Here is a 13,394-nt window from a genome sequence, read left to right on the forward strand (position 1 = left end):
TGGAGTGTATTGCCTGCGGATCCGATCCGGTGCGGGTCCCAAGGGGAAGCCGGGTGCCGGTCGCTGGCGGTTCGGTGGTGGGTTCTGAAAAATGCCCACTACGCTGAGTCTATGGCGGAGCAGGGACAATACCCCGAATATTGGGAAGCTGATGTCGTGTTGCGGGACGGCGGCACGGGCCATCTCAGGCCCGTCTCACCGGCCGACGCCGAGGCGTTGCAGGCGTTCCACATGAGGCAGTCGCAGAGCTCCATCTATCTGAGGTTCTTCACCTATAAGGCTAAACTGAGCGGCCGGGAGCTGAAGCGTTTTACTCACGTGGACTACCGGAACCGCGTTGCGTTTGTCATCACAATTGGGTCCGAAATCGTCGGAATCGGCCGCTATGACCGGCTTGATGACCCCTCTGAGGCTGAGGTTGCCTTCAACATTTCGGATGAACATCAGGGCCGCGGCATCGGGTCCATCCTCCTGGAACACCTGGCCGCGGCTGCCCGCGAGAACGGCATCAGCCGCTTCAGTGCCGAGGTCCTCCCGGAGAACCGGAAGATGCTCGGTGTCTTCGCCGATGCCGGCTACGAGGTGCGGCGCGCCTTTGACGACGGGGTGATCGCCCTGGACTTCGACATTGATCCCACGGACAAGTCCCGTGCCGTGATGGAATCCCGGGAGCACCGTGCCGAGGCGCGCAGCGTTGCGGACCTCCTGGCGCCGTCGTCCATTGCCGTGATCGGGGCCAGCCGGGAGTGGGGCACCGTGGGGTACCAGCTCATGGAACACATCGTGGAGGGCGGATTCACGGGGTCCGTCTACGCGGTGAACCCGGAGGCCTTCGAACTGGCGGGCATGGTCTCCTACGCGAAAATCTCTGAGATCCCCGAACCCGTCCAGCTGGCCGTCATCGCCGTGCCTTACGAACAGGTCCTCGGAGTTGCGGAGGAATGTGCCGCTGCGGGAGTGAAGCACCTGCTGGTGGTCAGTGCCGGGTTCGACGACGGCGAAGCGGGCCTGGCCCGCCAGCGCACCCTGGTACGGCAGGCCAGAGCCAACGGCATGCGCGTGGTCGGTCCAGCCTCCCTGGGGCTGATCAATACCCGCCCCGATGTCTCGCTGAACGCCTCGATGGCTCCGGCCCTGCCGCGGCGGGGCGGGCTTGGCCTCTTCAGCCAGTCCGCGGCGATCGGGGTGCTGCTCTACGCGGCGGCCCAGCGGCGGCAGTTGGGACTTTCCTCCAAAATATCGGCCGGCAACCGCGCCGACGTCTCCGGTAACGACGCCATGCAGTACTGGGAAGACGACGCCGACACCCAGGTGGTGGGGTTGTACCTGGAATCCGTGGGCAACCCGCGTAAGTTCTCCCGCATCGCCCGCCGCCTGGCGACCAGCAAACCTGTCATTGTGGCGAAGTCCGACGTCACCGGGCTGCAGCTGCCTCCGGGGCACGCCGTCCGCCTGACCCAGGCTCCTAAGGGCGCCCTGGATGCGATGCTGCGCCAATCCGGTGTCATCCGGGTCGACACCAATGAAGAGCTGATGGACGTGGCCCAGATTGCCTGCAGCCAGCCGCTGCCGCGCGGGAAGGGACTGGCCGTCCTGAGCAACTCCGTGGCCCTTGGCCGGGTGCTGGCCGATGCCTCCGGCGCACTGGACCTGGAAACGGTGCACCTGCGCACGGACCTGGAGCTGGACCGGGGGATGAGCGTGGCCCTGCCCCTGCTCCGTGACGCGGTGGCGAAGGCGCTGGCAGATGAAGCGGTTCACTCCGCCGTCGTCACCCTGCTGCCTTCACCCGGGCTGACCACTGACCGCATCGCCGAATGCCTGCTCGAATGTGCAGCCGAGGCGGACAAGCCGGTCATTGCCGTCTTCACCGGCATCATGGACCCCAGCCACTCCGCCGAAGGCATCCTGGCAGCCCGCGAACCTTCGGCAGGCACCGCCCGGACTATCGAAGGTTCCGGTGCTGCGGCAGGCAGCGCCGCGGGAGACGGTGCAGGTGGGAACGGTGCAGATGAAGGCGGGGGAGGGCGCACAGTGCGGCTCCCTGCCGGGCTCCCGGGTTTCTCCAGCCCGGGCGCCGCAGTCAACGCGCTGTCCGCGATTGTCCGCTACACCGAGTGGGCAGGGCGGGAACACGGTCACTTCACGGAACCTGCGGGCGTGGACACGGACGGTGCGCACGCCTTCATCGATGCCCAGATGGCCCGCGTGGCCAACACCGAGCTGCTCCGCCTGGGACCGGAGGAAACCACCGAACTGCTGGGCTACTACGGTGTGCGGCTGCTGCCCTCACTGCCCTTCTCCACCGAAGACGAAGCCGTGGCCGCCGCAGACCGGCTGGGCTGGCCAGTGGTCGTTAAGACCATGGACGAGCACCTGCGCCACAGATTGGACCTGGGTGGAGTGCGGCTCAATATTTCCTCGCCGCAGTCGCTGCGCAGCAACATCTCCGAAATGCGTGCGGCGCTGGAACCCTATGGCCGGTTTGAACTTGAGGTGCAGTCCATGGCACCGTCCGGCCAGGGCTGCGTCCTGCGCGCCATCGAAGACCCGCTGCTGGGGCCGGTCCTCTCCTTCGGCATTGCCGGTGACGCCGTGAACCTGCTCGATGACTGGGCGCACGGCATCCCGCCGCTGACCGACGTCGATATTGCCGACCTCGTCCGGGCGCCCCGGGCATCGCGCCGCCTGTTCGGCTACCAGGGGCTGCCCAAGGTGGACGTTGCCGCCCTGGAGGACGTCATTGCCCGGCTCGCACTGCTGAAGGACGAACACCCGGAGATCGCCCTCGTCGAGATCAACCCCGTCCTGGTGTCCGTCCAGGGCGTCACAGTGCTCAGTGCCGACATCCGGCTGGGAAACCCCCAGCAGCGCACCGACAGCGCCCGCCGCGCGATGCGGGATTAGGCGGCCCGCCAGGGGGACCCGGAGAACCGGCCGCAAGGTTGCGCGCGCCTTTTTAGGTGCACAGGCCCGGTCTGGGGGAAACTGGAGATATGTCGCCGTTACTTTCCGCTGAACGCCGCAGCCTTGACGCCTCCATGGAACGCGCCGGCTTCTATCCCACGTTGCTGGCCGATGTGGTCCACGATGCCCTCGACGGCCGTGAGCCCCTGTCCCACATCATCCATCTGGAAACCCACTTCGAGCGCACCGAGGTGCACCGGCACATCACCGTGCTTGTCCTCACCGATGACATGCTGGTGATCACGCACGTGGATGATCAGCAGCTGGACGAGGAGGGGGAGCAGATGATGGCCCAGGTCTCCACCGAATCGGTTCCGGTATCCCAGATCCGCTCGGTGGTGCTCGGCTACATGTACTCCCAGCCACAAAACTACAAGCCCTCCGACCAGGCACGCGAGCTGACCCTTGCCATTGCCTGGTCCGGCGGACAGCGGCTGGACATGGGGCCGGCAGGATGTGCCGATCCCCAGTGCGAGGCTGACCACGGCTACACCGGCACCATCGCCCAGGAGGACATAGTCCTGCGGGTCAGTGCCGAGGCCGACGGCATCCAAGCCGTCCAGAACGCCAAGGCCTTCGCCCGCGCCCTGCGCAAGGTCAACACCGACACCGTAAACATGCGCACCTTCGATTCCGCCGCCGACAGGCAGCGTATGCCCGGCATCGGCAGCCGCTTCAACCGCGGCCACCACCAGCGGTAAGGGGCATGGACTCAGCATCCGCTCCCGCGGAACCGCTGCCCAAGGCGCCAGGGTACGGCCAAAGCTCCGTCGCTGAGGTCCTGACCAGCGCGGCCGCTGCCCTCCAGGTTCCCGGCTATGCCAACACCCTGGGACTTCCCGCCGCACGCCGCGTCTGCGTGGTCATGGTGGACGGCCTGGGCCGGAGCCTGCTTAAACAGCGGGCCGGGCACGCCCCTTATCTTCGGTCCCTGATGAATACCGGACGCACGCTCAGTGCCGCATTCCCGACGACGACGGCGGCTTCCCTGGCCTCGCTGGGCACCGGCCTCCCGCCCGGGCAGCACGGCATGGTCGGGTATGACGTCCTTGACCCCGGCCAGGACAAAGTCGTCAACATGCTCGGCAACTGGGACGCCGGCGTCGACCCTAAACTCTGGCAGCCGTTCCCCACCGTGCTTGAGCAGGCTGCGGAACACCTTCCGGTCGCATCGGTCAGCCTGCCCCGGTTCGCTGACTCAGCGATGACCCGTGCAGCGCTGCGCGGCGGATCCTTCGTTGCCGGGACCGGTATCCACGCGCGTGTCCAGGCGGCGGCGGAGACACTCGCCTCCGAGAAACGCATGCTGATGTACTTCTACTTCAACGAACTGGACCGGGCCGGGCACCGGCACGGTGCGCAGTCCTCCGAATGGGGCGGGACGCTGGAGGAAATCGACTCCGCGCTCAAACGGTTCAGCAGCAGGCTGCCTGCAGACACCCTGGTACTCCTCACCGGAGACCACGGCATGGTGGACATCGCCGAGCAGGACAGGATTGACTTCTCCACGGATCCGGAGCTGGTGGACGGGGTGCGCCATACCGGCGGAGAGCCGCGTATGGTCCACCTTTATCTTGAACCGGATGCCCCCGCAGGTGCCCTGGAACGACTGAGAGCGGCGTGGCGCAGCGCCTATGGTGCGAAGGCCTGGATCCTGACCCGGGCCGAGGCCATCGAAGCGGGGCTCTTTGGGCCCGTCCGTGCGGAGGTGCTGCCGCGCATCGGGGACCTGCTGATTGCTGCCCGGGAACCCATTGCCCTGTATGATATGCGCCGGACCAATCCGTCTGCCCTGCAGATGGTGGGCCAGCACGGGTCCCTGACACGGGCGGAACGCGAAGTTCCACTGCTGACGCTGGCTCAGCCGGCCAAGGGCGGGCGGAAATAGGCTATGGCCGAACTGGTTTTCTTCTCCGGCACCATGGACTGCGGCAAATCCACGCTGGCCCTGCAAATGGACTACAACCACAGCGCCCGCGGCAGGGGCGGCATCCTCTTCAGCCGGAACGACCGCGCCGGGGATTCGGTGATCTCCAGCCGCTTGGGCCTGAGGACGCGCGCCGTGGAAGTCCGGGACAGCACCGACTTCTGGGACGAAGCAGTTCGCCGCCGCAGCGTCGGTGACCGCGTGGACTACCTGATCTGCGATGAAGCGCAGTTCTACAGCGAAGAGCAGGTGGAACAGCTGGCCCGGATCGTAGACGAGCTGGAGATCGATGTCTTTGCCTTCGGCATCGCCACGGACTTCCGCACAAAGCTCTTCCCCGGGTCGCAGCGGCTCATCGAGCTCGCCGACCGGATTGAGGTGCTGCAGGTCAGAGCGCTGTGCTGGTGCGGACGGAGAGCCACTCACAACGCAAGGACCGTGAACGGCGTCATGGTGGTGACCGGGGACCAAGTAGTGGTGGGGGACGTGAAGAAACGTTCCTCCGAGCCGGATCCGGAAGCCCTTTTCGCGCCCGAGGAAGCCGGGGCGGCACCTGTTGTTGGTTACGAAACACTTTGCCGGCGCCACTATATGCGGCGGATGGGTGCCCAGCAGGCTGCCAGGTTCAAGGAACTCGACGGCGATCCCGGCATCTGCGCCGTAGCTTCCCCGCGGGGCTAGACCGCTGTCCGGCGGATCCGCAGGGGCCTTGCCCGGGTCGGCGGGGCTGGCTGAGCCCGAACTGCGGGCCCAGCGTGCAGCCGGTTAGTCGCCCTTGCGGCCAAAGACAATCTCGTCCCAGCTGGGGACGGAGGAGCGCTTGGGCTTGATCGGGCGCCGCTCGGTTGGCTCCTTGGGTGCCCCTTCTGCCTCCGTACGTTCTGCCCCCGTACGTTCCTCCCCGGTACCCCCGCGGTTCTCGCCGGGTTCCGCAGTTTCCGGCCGGGAGCCGCGCAGCGGACGGGCCAGGACGCTGATTTCGCGGGTGGATGTGCTGACACCTTCATCGAGCCGCAGCGGGTCGGCCTCTTCGCTGCCTTCGTCCGCAGCAGGTTCCTCGATGGCAGGGAGGGCAGCCGGAGCAAGGCTCAGCCTGCCGGTCCGCGGGCGGAGCGGGGACTCGTCTTCGAGCTCGGCCTGCCCTTCCCGCGGGTGGGCGGCAGGAATGCTGCCCTTGGCCAGGAGTGCGGCCAGGGCATCGTCGCCGTCTTCATCGGTGCCCAGGCGCTGCCCGCGGCGGGAGCGGAGGACGTTGAGCAGCTCATCGGTCTCTTCCCCGGTGACATCGGCGGGTTCCTCCGCCGGGCTCTCCGCTTCGAAATCGAACACCCGGTCTGCCACGGCGGAAAGCCGGCGGGACGGCACAGGCGAGTCGACGGGCGCCAGTTCGCTGAGCAGCTGCGCCCATCGGTTGGCATTGGTGACCTGGCGCCGCAGTGGATTGTAGGTCCAGCGGGCCGGGGGTTCTTCGCCAACAGAGACCCGGGACTGCTCCCCAAGGCTGAAGCGTGCAACGACGTCCCAGGATCCTTCCGGGCGCCGCCAGGAATCCCATTCCACGGTCTCGGGATCGACGCCGAACGCGCGGAGCCGGTGGCTGACCATGTCGCCGAGGTTGACGGGCGAGTCTCCGAAGGCCGAACGGTGGCTGTCCTGGGCTGCGGACATCGGCGCTGCGACCTCCACGGCCTGGGCCTGACGGGCAATGTACTCCCGTTCGGCGAGTACAGGGCCTTCGTAGCGGTGGATGTGGGCGATGTCGTGTCCGGAGAGTTCGGCGACCTCTTCGGCACTGGCGCCGGCGCGGATCCGTGCCTGGATGTCCCGCGGGGTCATGCTGGGACCGGCTTCGGGCTCTGCAGGGGTACCTGCCCGCCGTCCCGGGCGGGACACGGCAACACGCAGGGCTTCATCAATGCGCAGCCGGAAGGTCTCGCCGCCCCGTCCGCTCAGCAGTAGATGTTCGCCGCCCTCGTGGATCCCCACAAGCCGTAGATCCTGCATGAAACAATCCTCGCTATCGATAGCAACTCCTTCTTGAAACAATGCCACCCGGGCACCCAAAATCCTATCGTTTGGGCCGGTGTGGCGCGGATCCGGACCCTCGCAGGGCCACGGTTTAGGCATCCGGACAGCGCTGTGGATGGGCGGGCTTGGCTATTTCGTTCTCCATCAGCAAAAATCTGTCTTCGGCGGGCACAAACAGCGCGTCCGCGGCGTTGATAGTTCCTAGCCGCTCTAGCGACACGTGGACGATGGGTCCCGGAGCCGCGGACCGGCCGGCATAACCCGTTCAGTACCGACACCGATGGTGAGAGATAAAGATTATGGCGACAGACTATGACGCGCCGCGCAAGCCCGACGAGGACGCCAGCGAAGAGTCGATTGAAGAGCTGAAGACCCGCCGGACCAATACCCAATCCGCCGTGGTGGATGAAGATGAAGCGGAGGCCGCTGACAGCTTCGAGCTCCCGGGCGCTGACCTGTCCGGGGAAGAACTGATGATCCGGGTCCTCCCGGCGCAGTCCGATGAATTTACCTGTGCGTCCTGTTTCCTGGTCCGCCACAGGTCCCAGATAGCGAAGGAAAAAGACGGCCTCTACTACTGCGTTGAGTGCGAAGGCTGATCCCGGGGCTTTCCCTGAAACGCTAGGAGCGCAGTGCGTCGACCAGCTTCTCCGGGTGCCGTGTGGAGGTGAGCCAGTACGGTGTCCGGTCCGCCGGATCCGTGATTTCGATTTTCACGACGGGGCTGATCCAGCCGCGGATGCACAGGAACGCCGTCGCGTTCAGTGCCGGTCCGCGCTGCTGGGTGGCCGCCTCCCCGTGGAAAGCCTCGACGTCGCCGATCCAGCGGCGTTCGATCTGTGCGCGCCCCACCTGCAGTGTGTCCGCAGTCACCCGGATGGTCGGCGTGGACATCAGCAGCAGGACGGTGAGGATGAGAGCGGCCACGACGGCCACCACGATCCCCACTTCGATGCTGATCGGAATGAAGGCCAGGACGAAGGTTCCTGCGATACCGGCGATGACCAGCCAGATCCACACGGCGGGCAGCAGCCGCTCGGAGTACAGCACGGTCTGGGAAGGGCTTTGGTCAGCAGGGGTCGACATACTCCTAGCTTTTCACCTTTGCCCGCCGTTTTCATCTTGGCCCTACCCCGCCGGCCTCCCCGCGCGCCGGGGACGCACGGGCGGGCCCAGGCGCTAAAGTGGGGGTGGCGCCGGTACGGCGCTGTTTTGTGCCATGAATCAACCCTTCAAAGAATCCCGGAGACAACTGTGCAGGAAGCAGGACCCAGCGTGAAAGTCGGGCTGAAGATGCTCGACGACGGCCTCGAAGCGCCGTCCTACGCCCACCCCGGCGACGCCGGAGCGGACCTGAGGTCCCGCATCGACGTCGAATTGGCGCCGGGTGAGCGGCGCTTGGTGCCCACCGGTGTTTCGATCGCACTGCCCTTCGGCTTCGTGGCACTGATCCACCCACGCTCCGGGCTGGCAACCAAGCACGGCCTGACGATAGTCAATGCACCCGGAACGGTTGACGCCGGTTACCGGGGTGAAATCTCCGTCACACTGTTAAATACAGATGTGTCACAGCCGATCAGCCTGAAGCGCGGGGACCGGATCGCCCAGATGGTGATCCAGCGTGTGGAGCACGCGGTCTTCGAACCGGTGGCCGAGCTCTCCGAATCGGTTCGCGGAGCGGGCGGCTTCGGTTCCACCGGCGGTTTCGGCACATCCCCGGCTTAGGCCGGCACATCCCGGGCCGCAACGGTCCGGCTCCAGATGAGGAAAGAGGACCAGGCGATGGCATTTGGGCGCCGCAAGAAGACCACAGCTGAACCAGTAGGGTCAGCCGGATCCGCTGAAGAGACAGCGTCGGCAGCACCCGGCACGGAGAACGGTGCCGCCGGAAGCGCTGACAGCGGGCCTGAGCACGGACCCTTCGACGCTGCGGACCGTCCGTCGGAAGAAGGCTACGTCGACCTCGGCGCGCTGCGCATCGCGGCAACCCAGGGACTGGCCCTCCGGCTCGAAGTCGAGGAGAAAACAAAGCGCGTCGTCGCCGTGACACTGGACCTGGACGGCTCCAGCCTCCAGCTGCAGGCATTCGCCGCACCGCGTTCGGAAACCCTCTGGGATGAGATCCGCGCACAGATCGTAAAGTCCGTTTCCTCACAGGGCGGCACCGCAGATGAACTTGAGGGCCGCCTCGGCACCGAGCTGCTGGCCAGGGTTCCCGCCCAGGCGCAGGACGGCTCCAAGGGTTACCGGGTAGCCCGCTTTGTGGGCGTCGATGGTCCGCGGTGGTTCCTCCGCGGCGTCTTCGGCGGTCCGGCCGCCATGAACCCGGATGCCGCCGCACCACTCGAAGACGTGTTCCGCAACGTCGTCGTGGTGCGTGGTGACGCACCCCTGCCGCCCCGCGATCTGCTGCAGCTGACCCTGCCACGCGATGCCTCACCGCTGCCGAAACGGAATGAGGACTCAGCGGGAGATGCGTCGAAGCCGGAGCCGCCGCAGCGCGGCCCGGAAATCACGACCATTGGCTAGGCGGATGCCGCCTGCCGCCGGAGCTTCGTCCCTGCTCAGGATCGCGGACCTCCCGGCCCGTGGGCGGGTCCACAGCAGCGGGTACGTGGAATCGGTCACCCTGGCTCCCGCGGACGCCGCTCCGCGCTTCTGCGCCGTCCTGGACGAACTCCAGGGTGTCTACAGCGATCCCGGTGCTGCCCGGGCCCGCCGCCGGGTGCGGCTTGTCTGGATTGGCCAGCGCCGTATACCAGGGCTAGTTGCAGGTACACAGGTAGCCTTCGAGGGCATGGTGAGCACGGTCCAGGGAACCGCAACCGTCTTTAACCCCCGCTATGAAATCATCGGACGTCCGGAAGGCGAACAGTGAACACCAGCCCAGAACACGAAGGCAAGGACCGGGACAGCACCCAGCCTTCGATGAGTGAGCTGGCAGGCCAGTACGCTGCCCGCTCCGGAGTCGAACGCGGCGAGGACGGCCAGATCGACGTGCTGAAGTCCATCGGCGGCGTCCGCGGGCTGGCCGAAGCAATCCTTCCCGGACTGCTCTTCACACTTCTCTTCACGGTAACCGGCGGACTCTACCTTTCCCTCGGCGCAGCCGTGGTGGCCGCAGGTGCCTTCGCCGTCGCGAACCTGGTCCAGAAGCGCCCCCTGGTGCAGTCGCTGACCGGGGTCATCGGCGTCGCCATCTGTGCCTTCTTCGCTCTCCGCAGCGGCAGCGGAACCACCTTCTTCGTCCCCGGCTTCTACACCAACGGTGCCTACATTGTGGCCTTCGCTGTGTCCATCGCCGTGAAGTGGCCGGTGGCAGGGCTGCTGTTCGGCTTCATCCGCGGTGAGAACGTGGCCTGGCGCGCCGAACCCAGGCGCCTGCGGGCCTACGCGCTGGCCACCTGGATTATTATTGCCGTCTTTGTCCTGCGCCTGGCCGTGCAGCTGCCGCTCTTCCTTGCGGACAACGTCGCTGCGCTGGGCACCATGCGGCTGGCGATGGGCGTTCCGCTCTATGCGCTGGGCCTGTGGCTCGCCTGGGTCGTTTCCCGCCCGCAGCCGGAAAAAACCGGGAAAACCGCCTAGGACCCGGCCCCGCCGGAGGGCGAGAGCAGGGCCCGCAGATCGTCCTCCGCAGAGATCGTCGTCACGAAGAACAGTTCATCCCCGCCTTCGATCACGTCGTCACTGCTGGGTGTGATCGGGGCGTCGTCGCGCAGGATCGCCACCAGCGTGGCGTCCTGAGGCCACGGCACGGAACCCACACGGGAGCCCGCCATGGGCGAGGCTGCGGGAACCGTGAACTCGACCATGGACGCCACACCGGTCTGCAGCGTCAGCAGCCGCACCAGGTCGCCAACCTCCACAGCCTCTTCGACCAGGGCCGTCATCAGCCGCGGGGTATTCACGGCAACGTCCACCCCCCAGGAATCGTCGAACATCCAGTCGTTCTTCGGGTTGTTCACCCGCCCGACCGTCCGTGCCACGCCGAACTCGGTCTTGGCCAGCAGCGAAACCACCAGATTGACCTTGTCATCCCCGGTCGCCGAGACCACGACGTCGGCCTCGTCCAGTTTCGCGTCCTTGAGCGTCGTGAGCTCACAGGCGTCACCGATCAGCCAGCGGGCGGCGTCGAGGCCGCTTCGGCCCTCAGTCTCAGGCTTTGGATCGATGAGCAGCACCTCGTGCCCGTGGGAGAGCAGTTCCTTGGCGATGGTGGACCCCACGCTGCCTGCCCCGGCAATCACGACTTTCACTGGTTCTCCTTCGCGGGGGAATGGGACAGGATACGGCTGATCTCCGCCGTGCGGTCAACGTTCATCATTGCGTGCAGCACGTCGCCCTGCTGGTAACTGGTATCAGGGCGTGGAAGCATGCCCTCGCCGAAGCGGGTGACGTAGGCGATCCGGACGCCCGCCGCTGCTTCAACTGTATGCAGCGGGTGGCCAAGCCAGGACGGATCCAGGGAAAGCTCGCCCAGGATCAGCCGCCCGGAGGACTCGCGGAAGTCACCGTTGATGCTTTGCTCCGGCAGGATCCGGCGCAGCACCTGATCTGCGCTCCAGCGGACGGCCGCGACCGTGGGAATGCCCAGGCGCTGATAGATTTCCGCCCGCCCCGGGTCGTAGATGCGGGCGACGACGTGCGGCACATGGAACGTCTCCCGGGCCACGCGGGTGGCCAGGATATTGGAGTTATCACCGCTGGAAACCGCAGCAAAGGCGAAGGCTTCTTCGATCCCGGCCTGCGTCAGCGTGGTCCGGTCGAAACCCACACCAGTAACCTGGGTCCCGCCGAAAGTGGGACGCAGCCTGCGGAAGGCGCGGGGCTCCTGGTCGATGACCGCCACGGAATGGCCGGCGTTGTCGAGGGTATGCGCCAGCATGGCACCGACCCTGCCGCATCCCATGATCACGTAATGCGCCACCTTGCTCCACCTCGGTTTCTTAGCGGATGCACCGCCTGCTGCTGCCGCCCGTTTTGGGCCAAGGGACAGCTTAGTCCGGCCACGGGCGGAAATCGTGGTGTGATGGTGTTTTGGCACCAACACGGAAGTCCCACAGTCATGCCCCAGGAAAAAATGCCCATCGATCTTGAACTGACCATTGGCGCAGCAGCGCACGGCGGCCACTTCGTGGCCCGGCACGAGGGGCGGGTTGTCTTTGTCCGGCATGCACTGCCCGGCGAACGCGTCCGGGCACGGCTGACCGACGCGGGGGAGAAGGCCAAATTCTGGCGGGCGGACACCGTGGAGGTCCTTGAAGCCTCGCCGCACCGGGTTGACCATTTCTGGGCTCCGGCGGACGCGCTGCGTGCTGCCGGCCGGGACCGGCTGCCCGTGGGTGGTGCCGAGTTCGGACACATTGACCTGGAGGAGCAGCGCCGGATCAAAGGTGCAATCTTCGCTGAACAGCTGCAGCGCCTTGGCGGGGTTCAGCAGGACGTCGCCGTCGAAGCTGCTCCGCAGGAAAGCGCAGACGGGCTGGGCTGGCGCACCCGCGCCAGCTTCTCCGTGGCTCCGGGCGGAAAGCTTGCCATGCACCCGCACCGTTCCGAGGAGCTGCTTCCTGTCCAGGAGATGCCCCTGGCCTCGGGTGCCATCAACGCCCTGAAGCTGTGGGAGGTGGACTTTACCGGTGCCGACCGGGTGGAGGTGGCTGCGCCCGCCGCCGGCGGCGCGCCGCTGGTCCTGGTCATTCCGTCGCCGGGTACGCATCCGCGCACACTGGCCCGAATCGCGGCTGAAGTCGGAACGGCTGCCGATGCCGGTGCCGGGGAAACCGTGTCGGTTGCGGCCTGGGATCCCGAAGAGCACGTCCTGACCCGGCTGCGCGGACGCACCTGGGTCCGGGAGACCGCCCTCGGACATGATTTCCGCGTGACCGGCGCCGGCTTCTGGCAGATCCACCGCAGTGCCCCCGAGGTGCTGGCATCCGCCGTCCGCGACGGGCTGGCCGTGCAGCCCGGTGAACGTGTGGCGGACCTCTTCGCGGGAGCGGGCCTGTTCACTGCTCCGCTGGCCGCGGCTGCCGGGGAAACCGGGCACGTCCTCTCGGTTGAAGGTTCCCCCGGGGCCAGCCGCGACGCCCGGAAGAACCTGTTCGGCTTCCCCCAGGTCGAGGTCGTCCAGGGGCGGGTGGACAAGGTGCTGCGCAGCCACGAAGGTGCCCTCGACGTCGTCCTGCTGGATCCGCCGCGCACCGGAGCGGGCCGCACCGTCGTGGAACAGATCAGCACTGCCGCCCCGCGGGTCATCGGCTACATCTCGTGCGATCCGGCTTCCTTCGCCCGCGACCTGGGCTGGTTCCGGGAAGCCGGCTGGGAGCTCGATGCCCTGCGCGTCTTCGACCTCTACCCCCACACACACCATATGGAGTCCTTCGCGGTTCTCCGCCGTCCGTAGCAGGCCGCGTGTGGCGAGCGTTATAGCTGCGTCCCGGCGCGGTGTTCCGGGCCGTGGAACGCGCGT

At 66.6% G+C, this 13,394-nt stretch carries 14 protein-coding genes; 10 read left to right on the forward strand and 4 right to left on the reverse strand.

Features of this window, described 5'->3' with window-relative positions; all coding sequences use genetic code 11:
- The first annotated feature begins 111 nt into the window (after positions 1–111).
- The 4 genes from H9638_RS14540 (at position 112) to H9638_RS14555 (ending at position 5,575) form a co-directional block, all read left to right on the forward strand.
- Positions 112–2,907 (forward strand): bifunctional acetate--CoA ligase family protein/GNAT family N-acetyltransferase, encoded by a 2,796-nt coding sequence (locus H9638_RS14540; protein ID WP_191748554.1) that lies wholly within the window; start codon positions 112–114, stop codon positions 2,905–2,907.
- Between the two features lie 89 nt (positions 2,908–2,996).
- Positions 2,997–3,668, forward strand: a complete 672-nt coding sequence (locus tag H9638_RS14545; protein ID WP_191748555.1) for a DUF5998 family protein — start codon at positions 2,997–2,999, stop codon at positions 3,666–3,668.
- A gap of 5 nt (positions 3,669–3,673) precedes the next feature.
- The gene (locus H9638_RS14550) at positions 3,674–4,855 is read left to right on the forward strand and encodes an alkaline phosphatase family protein (RefSeq protein WP_191748556.1); all 1,182 of its coding nucleotides are present in this window, start codon (positions 3,674–3,676) and stop codon (positions 4,853–4,855) included.
- A gap of 3 nt (positions 4,856–4,858) precedes the next feature.
- Positions 4,859–5,575 carry a thymidine kinase gene (locus H9638_RS14555; protein WP_191748557.1) on the forward strand — a complete coding sequence of 239 codons (717 nt, stop codon included), beginning with the start codon at positions 4,859–4,861 and terminating at the stop codon, positions 5,573–5,575.
- Positions 5,576–5,659: 84 nt separating this feature from the next.
- On the opposite strand, the gene sepH is transcribed toward H9638_RS14555, so the two are convergent.
- A complete protein-coding gene (gene sepH, locus H9638_RS14560) occupies positions 5,660–6,898 on the reverse strand; it encodes a septation protein SepH (RefSeq protein WP_191748558.1) in 1,239 nt (412 codons plus the stop codon).
- A gap of 323 nt (positions 6,899–7,221) precedes the next feature.
- Here sepH and H9638_RS14565 point away from each other — a divergent pair, with 323 nt between their 5' ends.
- The gene (locus H9638_RS14565) at positions 7,222–7,521 is read left to right on the forward strand and encodes a DUF4193 domain-containing protein (RefSeq protein ID WP_191748560.1); all 300 of its coding nucleotides are present in this window, start codon (positions 7,222–7,224) and stop codon (positions 7,519–7,521) included.
- A 22-nt stretch (positions 7,522–7,543) separates the two neighbouring features.
- Here H9638_RS14565 and H9638_RS14570 read toward each other — a convergent pair whose 3' ends face one another.
- Positions 7,544–8,008 (reverse strand): DUF3093 domain-containing protein, encoded by a 465-nt coding sequence (locus H9638_RS14570; RefSeq protein WP_191748561.1) that lies wholly within the window; start codon positions 8,006–8,008, stop codon positions 7,544–7,546.
- A 153-nt stretch (positions 8,009–8,161) separates the two neighbouring features.
- On the opposite strand from H9638_RS14570, the gene dut reads away from it, so the two are divergent.
- The 4 genes from dut to H9638_RS14590 all read left to right on the forward strand — a co-directional run bounded on the left by dut (position 8,162) and on the right by H9638_RS14590 (position 10,510).
- Positions 8,162–8,647, forward strand: a complete 486-nt coding sequence (gene dut, locus H9638_RS14575) for a dUTP diphosphatase (RefSeq protein ID WP_404799671.1) — start codon at positions 8,162–8,164, stop codon at positions 8,645–8,647.
- 57 nt (positions 8,648–8,704) lie between these two features.
- Positions 8,705–9,451 (forward strand): DUF3710 domain-containing protein, encoded by a 747-nt coding sequence (locus H9638_RS14580; protein WP_191748685.1) that lies wholly within the window; start codon positions 8,705–8,707, stop codon positions 9,449–9,451.
- An 85-nt stretch (positions 9,452–9,536) separates the two neighbouring features.
- On the forward strand, positions 9,537–9,800 hold the full coding sequence (locus H9638_RS14585) for a hypothetical protein (protein ID WP_225217454.1): 264 nt from the start codon (positions 9,537–9,539) through the stop codon (positions 9,798–9,800).
- Entirely contained in the window at positions 9,797–10,510 is a 714-nt protein-coding gene (locus tag H9638_RS14590; protein WP_318241895.1) for a DUF3159 domain-containing protein, read from the forward strand. Before H9638_RS14585 ends, H9638_RS14590 begins: the two co-directional genes overlap by 4 nt.
- On the opposite strand, the gene H9638_RS14595 is transcribed toward H9638_RS14590, so the two are convergent.
- Together H9638_RS14595 and H9638_RS14600 are read right to left on the reverse strand one after the other, a co-directional pair.
- Entirely contained in the window at positions 10,507–11,181 is a 675-nt protein-coding gene (locus tag H9638_RS14595) for a potassium channel family protein (protein WP_191748565.1), read from the reverse strand. The genes H9638_RS14590 and H9638_RS14595 overlap by 4 nt on opposite strands.
- The gene (locus H9638_RS14600; protein WP_191748567.1) at positions 11,178–11,852 is read right to left on the reverse strand and encodes a potassium channel family protein; all 675 of its coding nucleotides are present in this window, start codon (positions 11,850–11,852) and stop codon (positions 11,178–11,180) included. Before H9638_RS14600 ends, H9638_RS14595 begins: the two co-directional genes overlap by 4 nt.
- A 153-nt stretch (positions 11,853–12,005) precedes the next feature.
- Between H9638_RS14600 and H9638_RS14605 the strand changes: the two genes are divergently transcribed.
- Entirely contained in the window at positions 12,006–13,328 is a 1,323-nt protein-coding gene (locus H9638_RS14605) for a class I SAM-dependent RNA methyltransferase (RefSeq protein ID WP_225217455.1), read from the forward strand.
- The last annotated feature ends 66 nt before the right edge of the window (positions 13,329–13,394 follow it).

Source organism: Arthrobacter pullicola (assembly GCF_014836875.1).
Taxonomy (GTDB): domain Bacteria; phylum Actinomycetota; class Actinomycetes; order Actinomycetales; family Micrococcaceae; genus Arthrobacter_B; species Arthrobacter_B pullicola.